The sequence below is a fragment of the Phaeobacter sp. JH20_34 genome, from assembly GCF_048056095.1.
GTDB classification, from domain to species: domain Bacteria; phylum Pseudomonadota; class Alphaproteobacteria; order Rhodobacterales; family Rhodobacteraceae; genus Phaeobacter; species Phaeobacter bryozoorum.
Window position 1 is genome coordinate 186,447 of the sequence record NZ_JAYMWT010000011.1, and the last position, 21,989, is coordinate 208,435.

A 21,989-nucleotide genomic window follows, 5' to 3' on the forward strand; every position below is an offset into this window, starting at 1 on the left:
CCGCCCGCCCGACGCGTCCGGGTAGAGCCTGAGACCGTTCGCCGCCATGCTTTCAACCACCATGCGGACGCAACAGCTCCCGGCTGATAATGTGACGCTGGATTTCGCTGGTGCCTTCCCAGATGCGCTCCACCCGAGCATCCCGCCAGATGCGCTCCAGCGGCAGTTCATCCATCAGCCCCATACCGCCATGGATCTGGATCGCCTCATCCGCGACCATCGCCAGCATTTCAGTTGCTTTCAGCTTGGCCATCGACATGTCGGCCTCGGTCACGCTGCCCTGGTCGAATTTCCAAGCGGCTTCCCAGGTCAGCAGGTTGGCGGCCTTCAGCTCTGTTGCCATATCCGCAAGTTTGAAGGAAATGCCCTGAAACTTGCCAATCTGCTGGCCGAACTGGCGACGCTCTGCGGCGTAGGACACCGCGTGATCAAAGGCGCGCTCGGCCCGGCCCAGACAGGTCGCAGCCACCTGAAGACGGGTGGCGCCAAGCCAGGTGTTGGCGAGATCAAAACCCTTGTCGACCTCGCCCAGCACTGCGGTTTTTGGCAGGCGACAGTCGTCAAACTCCAGCACTGCATTGGTATAGCCGCGGTGGCTTACGTTGCGATAGCCGGCACGGACAGTGAACCCCGGCGTGCCCTTGTCGACGAAAAAGGCGGTGATCCGCTTTTTCGGGCCGCGCGCTGTGTCGTCTTCTCCCGTGGCCATGAAAACGATGGCAAAATCCGCGATATCCGCGTGGCTAATGAAATGCTTGGTCCCGTTCAGAATGAAGTCATCGCCGTCCGGGCGCGCTGTCGCGGTCATACCGCGCAGGTCAGAGCCAGCCCCCGGTTCGGTCATCGCAAGACAGTCCCATTTTTCACCGCGAATGCAGGGGTAGAGGTATCTCTCTTTCTGCTCCGGCGTGCCGGCCAGAAGGATATTCGAGGGGCGTGCGACGCAGGTCCAGTGCAGGGCGTAATTGGCGCGGCCCAGCTCCTTTTCATAGAGCAGCCAGGTCAGCGTATCGAGGCCGGCACCCCCCACCTCTTCGGGCATGTTGGCGGCGTATAGCCCGGCCTCTATCGCCTTGGCCTGGATGTCGCGGACCCGTTCCATCGGCAGATGGCCACTGCGTTCGACCTCCAGCTCGTGAGGATAGAGCTCCCTGGTGACAAAGGCGCGCGTGGTTTCCACGATCATCGCCTGCTCTTCAGACAGACCAAATTGCATGTCTTGCTCCCCCGTGATGGGATCCCTGTTGACGTTGACCTGAGCCTAGGGCTGGATACGGTCAGTATCGTGCAGCATCGGACATTTTCGTGCCAAACTGGAAGAAACCACACGCTGCAACGCAGCAGATCGACCTATTGCTGTTCGATCAGTTCTCTGGCCATTGCCTTGCCAATACGGTGGAGCCGCTGCGGGCCGCCAACACGTTTGCAGGCCGACCGCTGTACTCCTGGCGGTTCGTGACGCTTGATGGCAATACCGCGATGTCATCGGCGGCGATGGAGGTCAGCGCGCAGGCGCCGCTGAGCAAAGCTGAGGGCGATATGCTGATCGCCATGCCGAGCTACCGCTATCTCCGCCATGCAACCGAAGCCACATCGCGCGGGTTGCGGGCGGCGCAGCGGCGCTATGGCGTATTGGCGGGATTCGATACCGGTGCCTGGCTGCTGGCTGAGGCCGGGCTTCTGGATGGCTACCGCGCCACCATCCACAGCGCGGAGATCGACGCCTTTGCCGAGGCGTTTCCGACCGTTCAGGCCGAGATGCACCGGTTTCTGTGGGACCGGGACCGGCTGACATGCTCAGGCGCGATGGCGGCCTTTGACGGGATCCTCGACATGATCGCGCGACAGCACGGGCAGGCCCTGCGACTGGATGTTGCCACCCTGTTCCTGAGCGGCGAGCCAGGGGGGACCGGGACATCCAGACCCGTGCGCAGCGCCTCTGTCGGGCGTGCAATTGCGGTGATGGAGGCCAATCTGGAAACCCCGCTCCCGCTGGGCGAAGTCGCGCGACGGGTTGGGCGGAGCCTGCGGGATCTGGCACGTCGCACGCAGGGCGAATTGGGCACAACGCCGCAGACGCTATATCGGCATCTGCGATTGAAACAGGCAAGACGGCTTGTGTTAGAGACGGATTTCAGCATCTCGGAGATCGCCCTGCGCTGCGGCTATGAGAACCCCAGCGCGTTGACCCGCGCCTTTCGCAGCGTCTTTGCCACAACGCCAAGAGACCTGCGCCGCACCCGGAGATAGCAGCCGCAACGCAGGCTGGTGGTTTTCTTGATTTGCAAAAAGCAGCTATTGTTTGCGCTAGCGCGCAAGGGGTCTTGCGCTTGCGCGGGTTATCAGAACAATTGGGCCATGACAGATATCGCATTCCCAAGCTGGCCCGATGTAGCCCCCCAATTGATTGAAGTTGCGGCAGGTCGCCGCCCTGCGGACACGGTGATCCGCCAGGGGGTCTGGGTCAATGTTCACACCCGCGAACAACTGCCCGATCATGACATCGCCATCGTGGCCGGGCGCATCGCCTATGTCGGCCCCGATGCCAGCTATTGCACCGGCCCCGACACCGAGGTGATCGAGGCCAATGGGCGCTATATGATCCCCGGCCTCTGTGATGCACATATGCATATCGAAAGCGGGATGCTGACCCCCGCAGAATTCGCCCGCGCGGTGATCCCACATGGTACCACCTCGATGTTCACCGACCCGCATGAGATCGCCAATGTGCTGGGTCTGGAAGGCGTGCGCCTGATGCATGACGAGGCGCTGATGCAGCCGGTCAATATCTTTACCCAGATGCCGAGCTGCGCGCCCTCAGCGCCCGGGCTGGAAACCACCGGATATGAGATTTCGCCCGAGGATGTGGCCGAGGCGATGAGCTGGCCGGGCATCATCGGGCTGGGCGAGATGATGAATTTTCCCGGTGTGGCAGCGGGCGATCCCAAGATGCTGGCAGAGATCGCCGCAACCCAGCGCGCGGGCAAGACCGTTGGCGGGCATTATGCCTCGCCCGATCTGGGGCCGGATTTCGCAGCCTATGTGGCCGGCGGTCCGGCGGATGATCACGAAGGCACCTGCGAGGCGGACGCGATTGCCCGGATGCGACAGGGGATGCGCGCGATGGTGCGGCTCGGCTCGGCCTGGTATGACGTTGAGGCGCAGATCACCGCGATCACCGAAAAGGGACTGGATCCGCGCAATTTCATTCTCTGCACCGACGATTGCCACTCCGGCACGCTGGTCAATGACGGCCATATGAACCGGGTGGTGCGCCACGCGATTGACTGCGGCTGTGACCCTTTGATTGCCTTGCAGATGGCTACGATCAACACCGCGACGCATTTCGGGCTGGAGCGTGACATCGGCTCTATCACCCCGGGTCGGCGCGCGGATGTGATCCTGACCTCCGATCTGAAGACCCTGCCGATCGAGCTGGTGATTGCCCGTGGCGAGATCGTAGCCAAGGATGGCGAGATCACCGTGGATTGCCCGCATCTGGACTGGCCCGAAACCGCGCGTGGCACGGTGCATCTGGGCCATCAGCTGGGTGCTCAGGATTTTGAGATCGCCGCGCCTGAGGGCGCAAATGTGATCACCGCCAATGTCATCGGTGTGGTTGAGAACCAGGCCCCGACCAAAGCGCTACAGGCAGAGCTGCCGGTGCAGGACGGGCTGGTCGAGGCCACATTGGCCGAGGCGGGCGACATCTGCCAGATTGCGCTGGTGGAACGCCACCGGGCGACGGGTGGCGTCACCAACGCCTTTGTCTCCGGCTTTGGCTACAGCGGCAAGATGGCGATGGCCTCCACCGTGGCGCATGACAGCCACCATATGATCGTGGTCGGCACTGACCGCGCGCAGATGGCGCTGGCGGCCAATCGTCTGGCCGAGGTGGGCGGCGGCATCACCATCTTCCGCGAAGGACAGGAGCTGGCTCTGGTTGAGCTGCCCATCGCCGGGCTGATGTCCGACAGCCCCGCGACGGAGGTTGCCGCCAAGGCGCAGAAGATGGTTGAGGCGATGGAGACCTGCGGCTGCAAGCTCAACAACGCCTATATGCAGCATTCCCTACTGGCGCTGGTGGTGATCCCCGAATTGCGAATTTCCGATCTGGGGCTGGTGGATGTGCGCAGCTTCGAGAAGATACCGGTCATCGCAAGCGCCGGGCCGTCCTGACCCCCGGCGCGTGTCGGCCGGCCCCCGTGTCCATTCCAGAGCCACCCCGTCATCCGATGGCAGAGTGCCCCGTTTTTCAGTGATCGAGCATAATCATGACAACAGTTAAGATCCCGCAGCTTCCGGCAGCAGAAGAGTTTACAGATGCCGCGGCGGCCGTTGCCCGGTTGGAGCAGCTGTACCGTGAGGCGACGCAGTTTCTATGCGCCGAGTTTTCGCGCATCCTGACCGATGGTCCCTCCGTCGGCAGCACCGGGACCACCCCGCGTATCCGCGCATTCTACCCTGAGATCCGCTTTACCACGTCGTCTTTTGCACAGGTCGACAGCCGACTGAGCTATGGGCATGTCTCGGCCCCCGGCACCTATGCAACCACGGTGACCCGCCCGGATCTGTTCCGGCATTACCTGACCCAGCAAATCGGCCTGCTGATCCGCAACCACGGACAGCCGGTGACCATCGCTGTCTCAGATACGCCAATCCCGGTGCATTTTGCCGTGGCGGCCGATCCCAGCCTGACGGTCCCACAGGAAGGCGCTGCCGGTTTCACGCTGCGCGATGTCTTCGACGTGCCGGACCTGGCCACCACCAATGACGACATTGTAAACGGCACCTATCAGTCGCCCGACAATATTGGTCCGCTGTCGCTCTTTACCGCGCAGCGCATTGATTATTCGCTGGCCCGGCTGTCGCATTACACGGCGACCGACCCGCAGCATTTTCAAAATCACGTGCTGTTCACCAACTACCAGTTCTATGTCGCCGAATTCGAAGCCTACGCCCGTGCGCAGCTGGCGGATCCGGACTCTGGCTACAGCAGCTTTGTCAGCACCGGCGATCATGAAATCACCAGCGCGGACGCGGAGATCCCGCCGATTGCGAAGCTGCCGCAGATGCCGACCTATCACCTGAAACGGCAGGACGGCTCGGGCATCACGCTGGTCAATATCGGCGTCGGCCCGTCGAACGCCAAGACCGCCACCGACCATATCGCGGTATTGCGCCCGCACGCCTGGCTGATGGTCGGTCACTGTGCCGGGCTGCGCAACACTCAGACGCTGGGCGATTTTGTGCTGGGGCACGGCTATCTGCGCGAGGATCACGTTCTGGACGACGATCTACCGATCTGGACCCCGATTCCGGCACTGGCGGAAATCCAGGTCGCGCTTGAGGATGCGGTGGCCGAGGTGACGGAGCTGGAAGGCTACGACCTGAAGCGGATCATGCGGACCGGCACCGTTGCCACCATCGACAACCGCAATTGGGAACTGCGCGATCAATCCGGCCCCGTGCAGAGACTGTCGCAATCCCGTGCCATCGCGCTGGATATGGAAAGCGCCACCATCGCCGCCAATGGCTATCGTTTCCGGGTGCCCTATGGAACGCTGCTCTGTGTGTCGGACAAGCCGCTGCATGGCGAACTGAAGCTACCGGGGATGGCATCTGAGTTTTATCACACCCAGGTTGCCCGCCATTTGCAGATCGGGATAAAGGCGATGGAGCAGTTGCGTGGCATGCCATTGGAACGTTTGCACAGCCGAAAACTGCGTTCCTTTGACGAAACAGCCTTTCTCTGAGGGTGATTTTCCCGCTAATTCTTCAAAAACCCCTATTTTATGGGGTTTTTGACAACACTACTCGTTGTGTTCGGCCACAACATAACGCTAGAGTTACGCGATGAGGCCCCATAACTCGGGCAGTGACAAGGAGACCTAAGAATGTCCAAACCGATGACCAAGACCCAGCTTGTTGCCGCACTGGCTGAAGAGATGGACAGCGACAAAAAAGCGGCAGGCGCTGCGCTTGACGCCGTTTGCGCGCTGATCACCCGCGAAGTTTCCGGCGGTGGTGCCGTGACTCTGCCCGGCGTTGGCAAGATCTACTGCCGCGAGCGCCCCGAGCGCGAAGTGCGCAACCCGGCCACTGGTGAGAAATTCACCAAAGAGGCCGATAAAGTGGTCAAGATGACCATCGCCAAAGCGCTGAAAGACAGCGTGAACGGCTAAGGGTCAAGGCACGGTTGACCGTGTTTCGGGTCGCCTTTCGGGCGGCCCTTTTTTTGTGCCTGAACAGCGCAGCTCCAGAAAAATCAAGATCCCCGACCGGCCAGCCGAATTCGGTTCCCAGCGAATGCTTGCCTTGCTAAACATATCGCGACCACACCCGAACGGGCTGCGGCACCGGACCGGCAGGGGGATATGTCGATGGATCTGCGCGCTTTGGCGATGGGGCTGGCCTTTGCCTTCATGTGGTCGTCTGCCTTTACTTCGGCTCGGATCATCGTCGCCGATGCTTCGCCGCTATACTCGCTTGCCTTCCGCTTTCTTATTTCCGGCCTGATCGGTGTCGCTGTTGCCCGCTACATGGGCCAGAGCTGGCGTCTGACACGCGGCCAGCTGCGCGCCACCATCGTCTTTGGCATCTGCCAGAACGCGCTCTATCTGGGCCTCAACTTCGTCGCCATGGAAACCATCGAAGCCTCGCTGGCCGCGATCATCGCATCGACCATGCCGATGCTGGTCGCCATCGCGCTCTGGCTGGCCTATGGTGAGCGGCTGCCCCGGCTGGGTGTTGCCGGGCTGCTGGCCGGGGTGGTGGGGGTTGCCCTGATCATGGGAACCCGCATCAGCGCGGGTGTCGACCTCTTTGGCGTCACGCTCTGCGGGATCGGTGTTCTGGCCCTGACGCTGGCCACCCTGGCGCTGCGGGGGGCAACCTCGGGTGGCAACTTCATGATGGTGGTGGGGTTGCAGATGCTGGTCGGCTCTGCCGTGCTGTTCGCAGTTGCACCGATGGTGGAAACCTTCCGGCTCACCCCCAGCTGGCCGCTGGCGCTGGCCTTTCTCTACACCACCCTGGTGCCGGGGCTGACGGCGACCTTCATCTGGGTTCTGCTGCTGAACAGGATCGGTGCCGTGCGGGCCGCCACCTTCCATTTTCTCAACCCAGTCTTCGGTGTGGCTGTTGCCAGTCTGCTGCTGGGCGAAAAGTTGGGGCTGCTGGACCTGATCGGCGTCGGTATCGTCACCTTTGGCATTCTGGCGGTCCAGCTGGCGCGGCAATCGGCGCAGCAGCGCCCCTGAGGATGACATGTGCCCTGCCTCTTTCGTCACACACAAACGCGAGCGGATGAAATACAGCTTTGCTTTTGCCCCGAAGGACACCATTTACAGCTGAACAGCCAAGATCGGAGGACATGATGCGCAGTTATTCCAAAGACCCGGACGCCATTGCGGCCCTCTCGGAAGAAGAATATTACGTCACCCAGCAATCCGGCACCGAACGCCCCGGCACCGGCAAGCTGCTGGGCAACAAGGAGCCGGGTATCTATGTGGATATCGTCTCCGGTGAGCCATTGTTTGCCTCGTCAGACAAATATGAGTCCGGCTGCGGCTGGCCCAGCTTTACCAAACCCATCGAAACCGCCCATGTTCAGGAGCTGGAAGACCGGAGCCTGGGGATGATCCGCACCGAAGTCCGCTCGACCCATGGAGACAGCCATCTGGGCCATGTGTTCCCGGACGGCCCGGCAGATCGCGGCGGTCTGCGCTATTGCATCAATTCGGCCTCCCTTCGGTTCGTCCATCTGGACGATATGCAGGCAGAAGGCTACGGCGACTATATCGATCAAGTGGAGGATATTAGATGAGCAGCACAACAGAACGCGCCGTCCTGGCCGGTGGGTGTTTCTGGGGCATGCAGGACCTGATCCGCAAGCGCCCCGGTATCATCAGCACCCGGGTTGGATATTCCGGCGGCGATGTGCCCAATGCGACCTATAAGAACCACGGCACCCATGCCGAGGCGATCGAGGTGATTTTTGACCCGAGCCAGACCAGCTATCGCACGCTGCTGGAGTTCTTCTTTCAGATCCATGATCCAACCACGGTCAATCAGCAGGGCAATGATCTGGGCATGAGCTACCGCTCTGCGATCTACTATGTTGACGACCGCCAGAAAGAAATTGCCGAAGACACCATTGCGGATGTCGATGCGTCAGGTCTCTGGCCCGGCAAGGTGATGACCGAGGTCGAACCCGTTGGCGATTTCTGGGAGGCCGAACCGGAGCATCAGGATTACCTGGAACGGCAGCCAAACGGCTACACCTGCCACTTTGCGCGCCCGGATTGGGTTCTGCCCCGCAGGAACGAGACCGCCGCCGAGTAATCGGTTGACCATGCGATATCCGGCATTCTAGATAAAAGGCCCCGCCAATCGGCGGGGCCTTTTGCTGCCTTGCGCATGTTCTGCCGGTCAGCCGTGGGCAATGCGCGGACGACCGCTCGCCTCCACCGTCAGAAAGGCCTCGACAAAAACCTCCCGCGCCTCGACTTCGGCGATGCGGATATCCCTGTCCACCTGGATGGAAATATCCTGCGCGCCTGCGGCCTCTGCGGCGGCACGGGCTTCGGCCCGCAGCTCGGCTTCCAACCGCTCAAGAGCCTCCTGCGAACCGGTGAAATCCTCCGGGCCATTCTCCAGATGGACGCGAAACCGGCCTTCCTCAGGTGCGGTAACCGTGCCGCTGCGCCGCATGGTGATACGGCCCACCACCGCGCCAATGGCATTTGCCACGCCTGCGTGTTCCGGCAGGATCATACGGCAATGAAGCCGGGTCCCGACCGCCGGATAGTAGCTGGGCGCCGAGGCTCCAAGCCCGACGACATCGACATTGAGGCCAGCGCTGAGAGCGACCAGCCCCTGATGTCGGGACAGCCCGCGCTGCATCAGAACATGGCGGGCAAGCTGATCCGGCGAGGTTCCAAAGGCCGGAGCGTCTTCGGCAATAGCAGTCTCTAACAGGGTGAGCGACGTCTGTTCCGTCATCTGATCTACGATCATCCGTGCCAATGTCACGGCATCCGGTGCCAGCCGGTCCCCCGACCCCACGCGGCGGCGGGCAAAAAGCGTCAGCGCCTTCTGCGCTGCATGGCCATCCCAGCTGCTAAGCCGTCCAAGGACATGGCTGGCATCGGACGGGGTGACCCCGGCGATCTGCACCAGGCCGCGATCCACCAGCCGCATCAGCGCGCCCTGCTCGATCCGGGTGTGCAGCACGGCGCCCAGCGGATGTGTCTGCGTCCCGATCCGGTCCAGAACCCGGGCCTCCCGGTCGCTCAACCCCACTGGTGTCTGTCCCGGAATCGCGCGAACAAACTGCCCGTCATATTCGCCGACAGTCACTGCGCGCAGCTGACTGTCGAGCGTTGCATGAACCACCTCAGGGGACATATCGGCGATCAGGGAAATCGGCAGCACGCGACGCGGGCCAAGGGTCACACCGCCACTCATACCGGCAGCGATCGGATGCACCTGACTGTCACCGCCCAGGCCGCTGGTGCGCATGGCCACGGCCTCAACCATGGTGCGATAGCCGCCAACCTCGGCGCCGGCCGGATCAATCTTGGGCTTGCCGTTCTCGATCAATGCGACATCGGTGGTGGTGCCGCCGATATCACTGACAAGCGCAGTCTCGACGCCGGTCAGCCAGCGGGCACCGACCAGCGATGCAGCCGGGCCGCTCAGGATGGTTTCAATTGGACGGGCACGGGCCTGCTGTGACGACATCAAGGCGCCATCACCCCTCACAACCATCATCTGAGCAGTCACGCCGAGCTCGCTCAGGCGGGATTCGGCGCGCCCGATCAACCGGTCGATCATTCCGATGAGCCGCGCGTTCAGCACAGCTGTCAACGCCCGCTTCGGCCCGTTGAGCCGCGCCGACAGCTGGTGCGAACAGGTCACCGGAACGCCGGTTTCTTCTGCGATGATCCGGGCAACTTCCAGCTCGTGCGCTGGATTGCGCGTCGCAAACTGGCCGGCAATGGCAAAACCGCTGACCGATACGGCCTCGCGCTGGAGAAACGCGCGCAGTGTCTCCCTGTCCAAGGGCGCCGCCTCGCTACCGGAATGGCTGTGCCCCCCCTCCAGCACCAGCGCCGGGTCGCCCTTCAACGCCTCGCGCAGGCCGTGACGATCCAGATCCGCCTCGCCGAACCCGATATAGATCAGCGCAACGCGGCCCCCCTGCCCTTCGACCAGCGCATTGGTCGCAAGCGTCGTGGACAAAGCTGCAAGCGCGATCTCTGACGGTGCTACCTGCGCCTGCGCAAGTACGGCAGCGACGGCTTCTCCAACTCCGATGGCCAGATCCTGCCGCGTCGTCAGTGCTTTGGCCTTTGCCAGCACATCGCGATCATCCCGGATCAATACCGCGTCGGTATAGGTTCCGCCCGTGTCCACCCCAAGCAAAAGCGCCATGCCCGTCCTCCGTTCGCCTTAATCTTGATCCTGGTCATCGGTTTAGCGAAGCTGCCGCGACGATCCATCCTGTTTGCGTCACCTCAGTCGCTGAACCGCCCAGCGGGCCGCATCCGCCACAGTCGGGTCAGGATCCGCGACCAGAGCCTCGGCCACGGGCCGCAGGGCCGACAGGCCGGAGTTACCGACGGCATAAAGCACATTGCGCACAAAGCGATCTCGCCCGATCCGCTTGATGGGGGAACCGGAAAACAACGCCCGGAACCCGGGATCGTCCAGCCGAGCCAGCTCCGCCAGCTGCGGAGCCTCGAACTCGGGTCGCGCCGCATAGCGCATATCGCTGGCGGCGACTGCAAATTTGTTCCAGGGGCAGGCCGCCAGGCAATCATCACAGCCGTAGATCCGGTTGCCCAGCTTGGCGCGCAGCTCCTCATCGACCGGGCCCTTGTGCTCGATGGTGAGGTAAGAAATGCAACGCCGCGCATCCAGCTGATACGGGGCGGGGAACGCATCTGTCGGGCAGGCCGCCAGACAGGACCGGCACGATCCGCAATGGTCGCGCTCTGCCGCGTCGGCAGGCAGGTCCAATGTTGTGAAAACAGAGCCTATGAAGGCCCAGTTGCCCCAGTCCCGGCTGACCAGATTGGTGTGTTTGCCCTGCCACCCAAGGCCCGCCGCCTGGCCCAGCGGCTTCTCCGGAACCGGCGCGGTGTCGACAAATACCTTGACCTCGGCAGGCTCATCCGCCCGCGCGGCTTCCGCGATCAGCCAGCGTGCCAGCCGTTTCAGGCGCTTCTTCACAAGATCATGATAATCCTTGTTGCGCGCATAGACGGAAATCGCGCCGCGCTCTGCCTGCCCCACAACGGCCATCGGATCCACCTCTGGCGTGTAGCTTTCAGCCAGCATGATCACAGAGCGCGCCTCAGGCCAGAGCTGGGCTGGATCGCCGCGCCAGTGGCTGCGTTCCTCCATCCAGCCCATCTGACCGTGATATCCCGCTTCAAGAAACGCCTGAAGCCGAGCGGGCACCTGCGGCACATCCCAGGGACGACAGATCCGACAGGCCACAAACCCCTCGGCAAGGGCCTGTTTCACCAACCTGTCCTTGATGCCGTGTGTTGCTATCATCTGGCTAGAAATATCCTCGGGGGTGAATTGAGTCCAAGGGACTCAAGAGGGGGCAGACAGCCCCCTTCTGCCCGTGTCTATCAGAAATCCAGATCGGCGTAATGGGCCGGTGGGCTGAAACCGGGGATCTGATCGGCAAGGATCGACCGGAACGCCGGGCGTGACTTGATCTTTGCGTACCAGTCCTTCACCACGGCGGACCGGTTCCAATCAACATCGGAGATATAGTCCAACGACGACAGATGCGCGGCGGCGGCGAAATCTGCCAGGGTCATTTGATCGCCAGCCAGCCAGCGGCGATGGTCCAGCAGCCAGGCCAGATAGTCGAGGTGATATTTGATCGCCCGCGCACCCGCCTTGACGTTGCCACTGTCGGGGTAGCCCTGCCCGGTCACCTTCTTGTTCACCCGCTCATAGAGCAGCTTTGAGGTGACCTCATGGTGAAATTTATCATCGAACCAGCTGACCAGGCGGCGCACCTCGTAGCGACCATCGGGATCGCTGGGCATCAACGAGGGTTCCGGGCGGGTTTCCTCAAGGTATTCGCAGATCGCGGCACTTTCGGCCATCAGCTTGCCATCCAGGCGGATCACCGGAACCTTCGCCGCCGGATTGCGGCGCAGGAAATCGGCCTCCTGCTCCCAGTAGCGTTCCTCGACCAGCTCGACCTCGATCCGCTTTTCGGCCAGGGACAGGCGCACTTTGCGGCAGAAGGGGGAGAGGGGCACATGATAGAGGCGGGCCATGGGACAGCGGATCTCCTGTTGCGGGTGGCTGGGATCAGACAGCAATGCCTAAAAGCGCCAGAAGTTTCAATCCTCGAAACAGGCCGCCCTGCCATCTGCGCGAATGGTGGCCGCCCCATCCATGATCTGCGCCGCCCGCTTGCGCATGAACGCGGTGGGTTTTGCTGCCGAACGCTCTTTGGGGTTGGGCAAAACGGTGGCCAGAAGGGCAGCCTGCCTGCGGCTCAGCTCATCCGGACCGACACCGAAATAATGCCGCGCGGCCGCCTCGGCGCCAAACACACCTTCGCCCATTTCAGCGACATTCAGGTAGACTTCCAGAATGCGCCGTTTGCTCCAGACCGCCTCAACCATCGGCGTCATCAGTGTTTCCAGCGCCTTGCGGAACCAGCTGCGCCCCTGCCACAGAAAGACATTCTTCACCACCTGCTGAGAGATGGTCGACCCTCCACGCTGGCCGCCTTCGGCGATTGCCGCGCGGATGGCCTCGGCATCAAGGCCCCAATGCTGGCAGAACCGGGCATCTTCGGCGGCGACAACCGAACGCCCCAAGGCCGGAGCGATATGTTCGATGGGAACCCATTCGCGGTCAATATCACCAAGACGGCGATATTCAGACCAGATGGTATGGGTGATCGGCGGGTTGATCACGGAAAACAGCAGAATCGGCAGCAGGGTCAGCGCAACAAAGACCAGCGCAGCCCGTCCCAGCCAGCGACGCAGGAGACGACGCGGTGACAGCTTTGCGCGGGGTGTACCCTTGGCTGCTGCCTTGCTGCGGGCTTTGCCCTTGGGGGGAGCCTTGGATGCCCCGGTTGATTTTCCTGCCTTCGCCATAGGGTCTCTATACGGCACAGAACGGGCCTGCTCCAACCGCGAAATCCCTTGGCCCGCAAGAGATTGCCCAGAGCAAGCGCCCGGAGGTGAAAAGGCCCCGACCGCAGCAGCGACCGGAGCCCATCCAAGGCACATGCAGAGGAAGTGGCGGGGCCTATTCCGCCGGAACGGCTGCTGCCTCGATCGCCAAAGGCTGGGGCAGTTTGTTCAGCATTTCCTTCGGGCAGATCTGCAGGAAATTGCCCTTCTCATTTTCCCAATGCTGCAGGATCTCAGCGGCCTTGCGGCTGCCGGTTTCCTCCAGATGGCGCTCGATCAGACCTTTCAGCTGATCTTCCCAATGGGCCACGGTCACCGGACAGGTCACCAGTGACTCCATGTTCATCAGGGTTTCTGCCTTGCCTTCGGGATCGTAGATGTAGGCCATACCACCGGTCATACCCGCGCCGAAGTTGGCGCCGATCTTGCCCAGGATCACCGCGATCCCGCCGGTCATGTATTCACAGCCACAGGCACCGCAGCCCTCGACAACCACGCTCGCCCCTGAGTTACGAACCGCGAACCGCTCGCCGGCACGACCGGCTGCGAAGAGATAGCCAGCCGTCGCACCATAGAGAACGGTATTGCCGACGATGGTGTTTTCGCTGGCGTTCAACGGCGATGCCATCGGCGGGCGCACCACAATGGTTCCGCCGGAGAGACCCTTGCCCACATAGTCATTGGCATCCCCGGAGACCTCAAGCTTCAGACCGGGGGCCGCAAAGGCACCGAGCGACTGCCCGGCGGAGCCTTGCAGCTTTACCGTCAGGTGGTCTGACTGCAGCGTGTTGCGCATACCGAAGTTGCGGACGATATGGCTGGAGGTGCGGGTGCCCACGGTCCGGTGGGTGTTCTGCACCGCATAGGACAGCTGCATCTTCTCACCGTCCTGCAGGAAGCGGGCGGCATCGCGTACGATCTCCGCATCCAGCGTATCCGGCACCGGGTTGCGCTCCTTATCGCGGTTGTAGACGATATTGGCAGAGCCATCGACCGTGATCAGAAGCGGGTTCAGGTCGAGGTCGTCCAGATGGGCAGAGCCACGCGACACCTGCGCCAGAAGATCGGCCCGGCCAATAACATCCTCCAGCGACCGCGCGCCAATGGAAGCCAGAATTTCCCGTACTTCCTGCGCATAGAAGGTGATGAGGTTTACCACCTTGTCGGCATTGCCGGTGAACTTGCCGCGCAGGGCCTCATCCTGAGTACACACGCCCACGGGGCAGGTGTTGGACTGGCACTGGCGCACCATGATGCAGCCCATGGCGATCAGCGCAGCGGTGCCGATACCATATTCCTCGGCGCCCAGCATGGCCGCCATGACGATGTCGCGGCCGGTGCGCAGACCGCCATCGGTGCGCAGCGTCACCCGGTCACGCAGGTTGTTCATGCTCAGCACCTGATGCGCCTCGGTCAGGCCCATCTCCCACGGGAGGCCAGCATATTTGATCGAGGTCGCAGGCGAGGCCCCGGTGCCACCGTTATGGCCGGAGATCAGGATGATGTCTGCCTTTGCCTTGGCCACGCCGGCCGCGATGGTGCCAACGCCCGAGGACGCCACCAGTTTCACGGTCACCTTGCAGCGCGGGTTGATCTGCTTCAGGTCGTAGATCAGCTGCGCCAGATCCTCGATCGAGTAGATATCGTGGTGCGGCGGCGGCGAAATCAGGGTCACACCTTTGGTCGAGTGGCGCAGGCGGGCAATCAGGTCGGTGACCTTCATCCCCGGCAGCTGGCCGCCCTCGCCGGGCTTGGCGCCCTGGGCCACCTTGATTTCCAGCTCTTCGCACTGGTTCAGATATTCAGCGGTCACACCAAAGCGGCCCGACGCCACCTGCTTGATCTTTGCCGACGGGTTGTCGCCGTTCGGCTCCGGCACGAAATGTGCGGGATCTTCGCCGCCCTCGCCGGAGTCGGACTTGGCACCGATGCGGTTCATTGCGACGTTCAGAGTCTTATGCGCCTCAGGCGACAGCGCGCCCAAGCTCATCCCCGGCGTGACAAAGCGCTTGCGGATCGAAGTGATGCTCTCGACCTCTTCAATCGGCACCGGCTTGCCCAGAGGCTTGATGTCCAGCAGATCGCGGAGGTGAATCGGCGGGTTCGACTGCATCTTTGCCGAATATTGCTTCCACAGCTCAAACGAGGCCCGGTTGCAGGCCATCTGCATCATATGCATCGAGGTCGCTTCCCAGGCGTGGGTTTCGCCGGATTTGCGCGCCTTGTAGAAGCCACCGATGGGCAGGACATCCTGACCGCCCGACCATGCCTTGGCGTGGATTTCTTCCAGCTTGGTCTGAATGCCGGTGACACCGATACCAGAAATCCGGGAAACCATGCCGGGGAAATATTCCGCACACATCGCACGGCTGAGGCCCACCGCCTCGAAGTTGAGACCACCACGATAGGAGGAGATCACCGAGATACCCATTTTCGCCATGATCTTCAAAAGACCCTGGTCGATGGCTTCACGGTAACGGGCGACATTCTCGGTCAGACTGCCATCCAGCAGGCCCCGCTCAATACGGTCAGCCAGCGAATCCTCGGCCAGATAGGCGTTTACAACGGTGGCACCACAGCCGATCAGCACCGCAAAGTAATGCGGGTCGATACATTCGGCAGAGCGCACATTCAGCGAACAGAAGGTCCGCAGGCCCTTGCGGGTCAGATGCGAATGCACCGCGGAGGTCGCCAGGATCATCGGCATCGCCACGCGGCCCTCGCCCGAATGCTGATCGGTCAGGACAATGTGACCGGCCCCGGAGCTGACAGCCTCCTCCGCTTCGGCGCGGACACGGGCCAGCGCCGCATTGAGAGACCCCTGGCCGGGGGCGAAGGTACAGTCGATTTCAGCCAGCGGCGCGTTCAGGTTCTTGACTAGCTCATCCCATTGGGAATTGCCGATAAAGGGGCTTTCCAGCACGATGATCTCGGTCTGGGAGCTGTCTTCATCCAGCACGTTCTTGAGGTTACCAAACCGGGTCTTCAACGACATCACACGGTATTCGCGCAGGCTGTCGATCGGCGGGTTGGTCACCTGAGAGAAGTTCTGGCGGAAGAAATGGCTCAGCGGGCGGTACATTTTAGACAGCACTGCCGACGGCGTATCATCCCCCATTGAGGCAAGAGTTTCCTTGCCGTCCTCGGCCATCGGCGCAAGAATCTGTTCCAGTTCCTCAATGGTATAGCCAGCGGCAATCTGGCGGCGGCGCAGTGCGTCCCCGCTGAACAACGGCTTTTCGGTAACGGTGGCCAGGGTGCTGTCCAGATCGTTGATCTTCTTCACCCAATCGCCAAACGGCAGCGCGGAGGCCAGTTTGTTCTTGATCGCGGTGTCGTGGAATAGCTTGCCCTTCTTCATGTCGACAGCCAGCATCTGACCCGGACCAAGCGCACCCTTTTCAACCACGGTGGCCTCGTCAATCGGAACCATGCCCGCCTCGGAGCCTGCGATCACCAGACCATCGCCGGTGACCACGTAGCGCATCGGGCGCAGGCCGTTGCGGTCCAGACCGGCGCAAACCCAGCGGCCATCGGTCATCGCTAGCGCGGCCGGGCCATCCCAAGGCTCCATCACGGAGTTGCAATAGGAATACATATCGCGCCAGGCCTGCGGCAGCTCCACCGCCTGCTTGGACCAGCTTTCGGGAACCAGCATGGTCTTTGCCATCGGCGCCGAGCGACCGGCGCGGACCAGAACTTCAAACACCGAGTCCAGTGCCGCGGAGTCGGAGGACCCGCTGGCGACGATGGGTTTGATATCCTCGGCATAGTCACCAAAGGTCGAAGAGGCCATACGGATCTCGTGGCTCTTCATCCAGTTCATGTTGCCTTTCAGCGTGTTGATCTCGCCGTTATGGGCGAGCATGCGGAAGGGCTGGGCCAGCCACCACTGCGGGAACGTGTTGGTGGAATAGCGCTGATGATAGATTGCAAAGGCGCTTTCAAACCGTTCGTCCATCAGGTCGGGGTAGAACACGGCAACCTGCTCGGCCAGCATCATGCCCTTGTAGATGATCGAGCGGCAGGACAGCGACGCGATATAGAGCTGGCCGACCTGCGCAGCGGCAGCGGCTTTTTCGATGCGGCGGCGAATAACATAGAGCTCGCGCTCGAATGTTTCCTCGTCCACACCCTTTGAGTTGGAGATCAGGATCTGCTCAATCTCAGGGCGGGTGGCGTTGGCCTTCTCGCCGAGGCAGGTGACATCCACCGGCACATGGCGCCAGCCGTAGATGTAGTAGCCCATCCGCAGAACTTCGCTTTCCACGATGGTCCGGCAGCGTTCCTGAGCGCCAAAGTCCGTGCGTGGCAGGAAGACCTGGCCTACCGCCATCAGTTGATCTTCGCGCGGCTCGTGGCCGGTGCGGCGCACCTGATCATAGAAGAACGGTGCCGGGATCTGAACGTGGATACCGGCGCCATCGCCGGTCATGCCGTCCGCATCAACTGCACCTCGGTGCCAGATCGCTTTCAGCGCGTTGATGCCGGCCTCAACCACCTTGCGGCTGCGCTTGCCGTTGACCGAGACAACAAGGCCAACACCGCAGGAGGAATGCTCTTCCTCCTCGGCATAAAGACCGTTCTCGGCCATCCATTGACGCTTTGCCTCTTCGGCGCGAACCCATTCTGCATCATATTTTGTCATGTCATGCTCCCGTTCCGGTGGGCGGCCCCCTAAGGGCGGCACCTGCCCGGTAGAAATCTGTTTACTCGGCGGCCAGGCTGCTGGCGGCGGTGTTGAAACGGTCGAGGATCGCCTCAGCGCAATCGCGCCCGTCCTTGATGGCCCAGACCACCAGAGACGCGCCGCGCACGATGTCACCAACGGCATAGACGCCATCTAGATCGGTCGCGCCGGTCTGGAATGCAGCCTTTACGGTGCCCCAGCGGGTGACCGGCAGTTCCGGCTGATCCCAGAGCGTCGGCAGATCTTCCGGCTCAAAGCCAAGCGCCTTGATCACCAGCTCGGCAGGCTCGATGTAATCGGCGCCCTCGATGATCTCGGGAGCCTGGCGGCCCGAGGCGTCAGGCTGGCCGAGACGCATCTTCTGTACCATCACGCCAGCGACCTTGCCGCCCTCATCGGTGAAACCCTTGGGCGCGGACAGCCATTCAAAGACCACGCCTTCTTCCTCGGCGTTCTGGGTTTCGCGCTGCGAACCGGGCATATTGGCACGGTCACGGCGATAGAGACATTTGACCGACGTCGCACCCTGACGAATCGAGGTCCGCACGCAGTCCATAGCCGTATCACCCCCGCCGATGACAACGACACGCTTGCCTTTGGCGTTCAGGGTGCCGTTGTCGAATTCCTCGATGCTGTCGCCGAAATTCGACGCTTTGTTGGACACGGTCAGGAAGTCGATCGCCTTTACGATGCCACCAGAACCTGACCCCGGCATTTCCAGATCACGGGATTTGTAAACGCCGGTGGCGATAATCACCGCATCATGTTTGGCGCGGATATCGTCAAAGGAGATGTCCTGACCCACGTTGCAATTCATCACGAATTCAACACCGCCATCCGCAAGCAGTTGGTTGCGGCGCATCACGACGTCCTTTTCCAGCTTGAAACCCGGGATACCATAGGTCAGCAGGCCACCGGCACGATCATAGCGGTCGTAGATGGTGACCTTCACGCCTGCGCGACGCAGCATGTCTGCTGCGGCCAGGCCGCCCGGACCCGCCCCGATGATCCCCACGGATTCGCCACGTTCCTGCGCCGGGGCGATGGGCTGCACCCAACCTTTGTCCCAGGCGGTATCGGTAATGTATTTCTCGACGGCACCGATGGTGACAGTACCGTGGCCGGACTGCTCAATGACGCAATTGCCTTCGCAGAGGCGATCCTGCGGACAGATACGACCACAGATTTCGGGGAAGGTATTGGTCGCCTGGCTGATCTCATAGGCCTCGTGCAAGCGGCCCGTGGCAGTCAGGCGGAGCCAATCGGGAATGTTGTTGTGCAGGGGGCAATGCGACTGGCAATAAGGTACACCGCATTGACTGCAACGGCTGGCCTGTTCCTCGGCCTTGGCGGCCGCGAATTCTGCGTAGATTTCGTCGAAATCTTCCCGGCGATCTTCTGCGGCCCGTTTGCTGGGCATGTCGCGGTCGATCTGCACGAATTTGAGCATCGGTTGCTTGGCCACGGGGCGGACTCCATGTTGGGCTGGCTGCGATAAATGATCCATCGGAGCGGAGCGAATTAAAAGTCAACTTTGCTGACCTAATATGTCAGCAGTTATGTCCTGATACCTTCTCCAGCAGAAATGTACAGACATTTTAGGTCCGATACGGACCATTAACGCTATCCCGCCAATGAAATCAACGGATTTACACCCAGACCGTTCTTTGCCATCCCTGCGGAACCCCAATCGGACCTATATCATGCCGCTTTTTCAGCTGATCCTTATCGCCCTGATTCAGGGCATCACGGAATTCCTGCCCGTCTCTTCATCCGGGCACCTGATCCTTTTGCCAGGGCTGACCGGGCTCGACGATCAGGGGCAGGTTATCGACGTCGCCGTTCACGTCGGAACACTGGTCGCCGTGGTCCTGTTCTTCTGGAAAGAGGTGCGGGTGGGGCTGATCGGTCTGCCGCGCGCCCTCATAGGACACCTCGATACACCCGGGGCACGGCTGGCGATGGGGCTGATCATCGCGACCATCCCTACAGTCCTGTTTGGCGCCCTTCTGCATTTCAGCGGATGGAGCGACGCACTCAGGTCGATGAAAGTCATCGGCTGGACGATGCTTGGTTTTGGCGTGGTACTCTATGTGGCAGATCGGTTCGGCCCAACCGACAAGGAAAGCGCGGACTGGGGGCCACGAGATGCGCTGATCATGGGGCTGTGGCAAATGCTGGCGCTAATCCCCGGCACTTCCCGTTCGGGCATCACTATTACGGGCGCCCGCCAGCTGGGCTACGCCCGGATCGACGCAGCACGGCTGTCAATGCTAATGTCGATCCCAACAATCGTGGCCTCTGGTGTTTTGCTGGGTGCCGAAGTCGCCGTCGAGGCAAATCCGGCACTCATTCGCGATGCAGCTATCGCTGCGGCGCTCTCAATGCTGGCCGCCCTTGCTGCCCTGTCGCTGATGATGCGCATGCTGCGCTCGGTCAGCTTCACACCCTATGTGATCTATCGCGTCGTTCTGGGCGCGATTCTCCTGATGATCGCCTATCAGGCCTGATCGACCGGATCCGGCCATCAGAACCAAAAAAGCGCGGGTCAAACCCGCGCCTTTCAAATCTTAGCCGACCTTGACCTCTAAGCGAATTCAGAGGTCGTTGCGCAGGTTGCGGGCTGAATCCATCAACTCACTGTACTGACCAGCCGGGCGGAACTTCCACAGGTAGTCCGGCAGCACAGACGCCAATGAAACCGGGTGGATGCCCAGCGCCTCGAACCCGTTTGCGCCCTCGGCAACCACATTGTCGTTCTCGAGGTTCTTCAGCTGGTCACGGGTCAGCATCTTGTTCTCGAACAGCTGAAAGCTGACGAACTGCAGAATATCAAAGCCAAGCGCGACCAGCTTCGCAATCGGGCCCGGCAGCGACAGCACAAGGCGCCGACGGTCAATCACATCGAGCATCTGCTGCATCAGTGCGCCGAAGCTCTTCACCTCGGGGCCGCCAAGCTCATACACGCCAGGCTTTGCCTTCCCGACAACCGCGGCTACGGCAGCCTTGGCAACGTCGTCGACGTACACCGGCTGGAATTCTGTGTCGGCATGGGCAATCGGCAGCACCGGCGACAGGCGCGCCATCGCGGCAAAACGGTTGAAGAACTGATCCTCAGCCCCGAAGATGATCGACGGCCGCAATATCACGGCCTCGGGCATATGCTCCAGAACAGCCCGCTCCCCGGCCGCTTTGGACTGGGCATAATCGCTGTCGCTGTCTTCATCGGCACCGATGGCCGAGACATGCACCATGGCTCCGACGCCCTGTGCAGCAGCGATTCGCGCAATTCGACCAGCGCCATCGGCCTGAACCGCATCAAAGGTGTTCTTGCCCAGTTCGTTCAGGATGCCAACGCAGTTCACCACTGCATCTGCCCCCTGCATCACCGCCGCAACAGACGCATCGTCGCGAATATTGCACAACACAGGCTCAACCTGCCCCGGGACACCGTAGGGTTTGACATACATGGCTTCGTTCGGCCGACGCACGGCCACCCGCACACGCCAACCTTCCTTGGCCATGCGGCGCGCAATGTAACGGCCGACAAAACCGGACCCGCCATAGATCGTGACCAGTTTGGACATCTTTTGGCTCCTACCTTAGCTGCTGCTTCGATTTACCGCCCCGCGCCCTTTGGAACAAGGCGCAAATCGACCAAAGTCGAGGCAATAGGTGCAACGCTGCAAGATATGGCTGCTTAACGCCCGATTTGATCTCCCTTGCTATGATGCTTTGGCGACGCCAGCGGATCGTATCGGTGATTTCAAATCAGATCGGAGAGCGCAGATCATGACGACTCAGCAGCTCTGCACAGGTAGCTGTTTTCTGTGAATACCATCGTCAGAACAGAACATATCGCAGCGGTGAATTTTCCGTTTGACGGCCCCGTCGCTTCTGCTTATACGCCTCTCACGACACCTGCCCAGGTGGCGGAATTGGTAGACGCGCTAGCTTCAGGTGCTAGTGTCCGTATGGACGTGGAGGTTCGAGTCCTCTCCTGGGCACCATATCCCCGACAGTGAATAGAACAAGGCCCCCATAGGGAGCCACACTCCAGGCGCGATATGTCGATTGTCGGCTGCCGACCGGTTTCATACACCACG

General features: G+C 61.4%; 16 protein-coding genes and 1 tRNA gene. 9 read left to right on the top strand and 8 right to left on the bottom strand.

Going from position 1 to position 21,989, the window contains the following annotated elements:
• Positions 1-52 precede the first annotated feature (52 nt).
• Positions 53-1,216, bottom strand: coding sequence for an acyl-CoA dehydrogenase family protein (locus VWZ81_RS10295; protein WP_416542668.1), 1,164 nt, complete (start codon positions 1,214-1,216; stop codon positions 53-55).
• A gap of 89 nt (positions 1,217-1,305) precedes the next feature.
• Between VWZ81_RS10295 and VWZ81_RS10300 the strand changes: the two genes are divergently transcribed.
• The 7 genes from VWZ81_RS10300 to msrA all read left to right on the top strand — a co-directional run bounded on the left by VWZ81_RS10300 (position 1,306) and on the right by msrA (position 8,346).
• Positions 1,306-2,250, top strand: a complete 945-nt coding sequence (locus tag VWZ81_RS10300; RefSeq protein ID WP_416542669.1) for a GlxA family transcriptional regulator — start codon at positions 1,306-1,308, stop codon at positions 2,248-2,250.
• Between the two features lie 108 nt (positions 2,251-2,358).
• Positions 2,359-4,179: an adenine deaminase gene (gene ade / locus VWZ81_RS10305; protein ID WP_416542670.1), complete on the top strand. Its 1,821-nt coding sequence runs from the start codon at positions 2,359-2,361 to the stop codon at positions 4,177-4,179.
• Positions 4,180-4,274: 95 nt separating this feature from the next.
• A complete protein-coding gene (locus tag VWZ81_RS10310; RefSeq protein ID WP_416542671.1) occupies positions 4,275-5,756 on the top strand; it encodes an AMP nucleosidase in 1,482 nt (493 codons plus the stop codon).
• Positions 5,757-5,897: 141 nt separating this feature from the next.
• Positions 5,898-6,185 carry an HU family DNA-binding protein gene (locus VWZ81_RS10315; RefSeq protein ID WP_014876311.1) on the top strand — a complete coding sequence of 96 codons (288 nt, stop codon included), beginning with the start codon at positions 5,898-5,900 and terminating at the stop codon, positions 6,183-6,185.
• 198 nt (positions 6,186-6,383) lie between these two features.
• Positions 6,384-7,262 carry a DMT family transporter gene (locus tag VWZ81_RS10320; protein ID WP_416542672.1) on the top strand — a complete coding sequence of 293 codons (879 nt, stop codon included), beginning with the start codon at positions 6,384-6,386 and terminating at the stop codon, positions 7,260-7,262.
• A 116-nt stretch (positions 7,263-7,378) separates the two neighbouring features.
• Positions 7,379-7,828 (top strand): peptide-methionine (R)-S-oxide reductase MsrB, encoded by a 450-nt coding sequence (gene msrB / locus VWZ81_RS10325; protein ID WP_340547249.1) that lies wholly within the window; start codon positions 7,379-7,381, stop codon positions 7,826-7,828.
• Positions 7,825-8,346, top strand: coding sequence for a peptide-methionine (S)-S-oxide reductase MsrA (msrA, locus tag VWZ81_RS10330; protein WP_416534398.1), 522 nt, complete (start codon positions 7,825-7,827; stop codon positions 8,344-8,346). The genes msrB and msrA overlap by 4 nt, the downstream gene beginning before the upstream one ends.
• Before the next feature lie 87 nt (positions 8,347-8,433).
• Here the strand turns inward: msrA and VWZ81_RS10335 are convergent, their stop codons facing one another.
• From VWZ81_RS10335 to VWZ81_RS10360, 6 genes are all read right to left on the bottom strand, one after another.
• Positions 8,434-10,440: a hydantoinase/oxoprolinase N-terminal domain-containing protein gene (locus VWZ81_RS10335; protein ID WP_416542673.1), complete on the bottom strand. Its 2,007-nt coding sequence runs from the start codon at positions 10,438-10,440 to the stop codon at positions 8,434-8,436.
• A gap of 78 nt (positions 10,441-10,518) precedes the next feature.
• The gene (gene queG, locus VWZ81_RS10340) at positions 10,519-11,571 is read right to left on the bottom strand and encodes a tRNA epoxyqueuosine(34) reductase QueG (protein WP_416542674.1); all 1,053 of its coding nucleotides are present in this window, start codon (positions 11,569-11,571) and stop codon (positions 10,519-10,521) included.
• Positions 11,572-11,651: 80 nt separating this feature from the next.
• Complete coding sequence (locus tag VWZ81_RS10345; RefSeq protein ID WP_340547030.1) at positions 11,652-12,317, bottom strand: glutathione S-transferase family protein; 666 nt, start codon at positions 12,315-12,317, stop codon at positions 11,652-11,654.
• A gap of 66 nt (positions 12,318-12,383) precedes the next feature.
• On the bottom strand, positions 12,384-13,154 hold the full coding sequence (gene mtgA / locus VWZ81_RS10350; protein WP_416542675.1) for a monofunctional biosynthetic peptidoglycan transglycosylase: 771 nt from the start codon (positions 13,152-13,154) through the stop codon (positions 12,384-12,386).
• A gap of 154 nt (positions 13,155-13,308) precedes the next feature.
• On the bottom strand, positions 13,309-17,841 hold the full coding sequence (gltB, locus tag VWZ81_RS10355; protein ID WP_416542676.1) for a glutamate synthase large subunit: 4,533 nt from the start codon (positions 17,839-17,841) through the stop codon (positions 13,309-13,311).
• A 61-nt stretch (positions 17,842-17,902) separates the two neighbouring features.
• Complete coding sequence (locus VWZ81_RS10360) at positions 17,903-19,348, bottom strand: NAD(P)-dependent oxidoreductase (protein ID WP_416537803.1); 1,446 nt, start codon at positions 19,346-19,348, stop codon at positions 17,903-17,905.
• Positions 19,349-19,586: 238 nt separating this feature from the next.
• On the opposite strand from VWZ81_RS10360, the gene VWZ81_RS10365 reads away from it, so the two are divergent.
• Positions 19,587-20,393: an undecaprenyl-diphosphate phosphatase gene (locus VWZ81_RS10365; protein WP_416542677.1), complete on the top strand. Its 807-nt coding sequence runs from the start codon at positions 19,587-19,589 to the stop codon at positions 20,391-20,393.
• 87 nt (positions 20,394-20,480) lie between these two features.
• On the opposite strand, the gene VWZ81_RS10370 is transcribed toward VWZ81_RS10365, so the two are convergent.
• Positions 20,481-21,470 (bottom strand): complex I NDUFA9 subunit family protein, encoded by a 990-nt coding sequence (locus tag VWZ81_RS10370; protein WP_340547035.1) that lies wholly within the window; start codon positions 21,468-21,470, stop codon positions 20,481-20,483.
• 336 nt (positions 21,471-21,806) lie between these two features.
• Between VWZ81_RS10370 and VWZ81_RS10375 the strand changes: the two genes are divergently transcribed.
• Positions 21,807-21,893, top strand: a tRNA-Leu gene (locus tag VWZ81_RS10375).
• Positions 21,894-21,989: the final 96 nt, after the last annotated feature.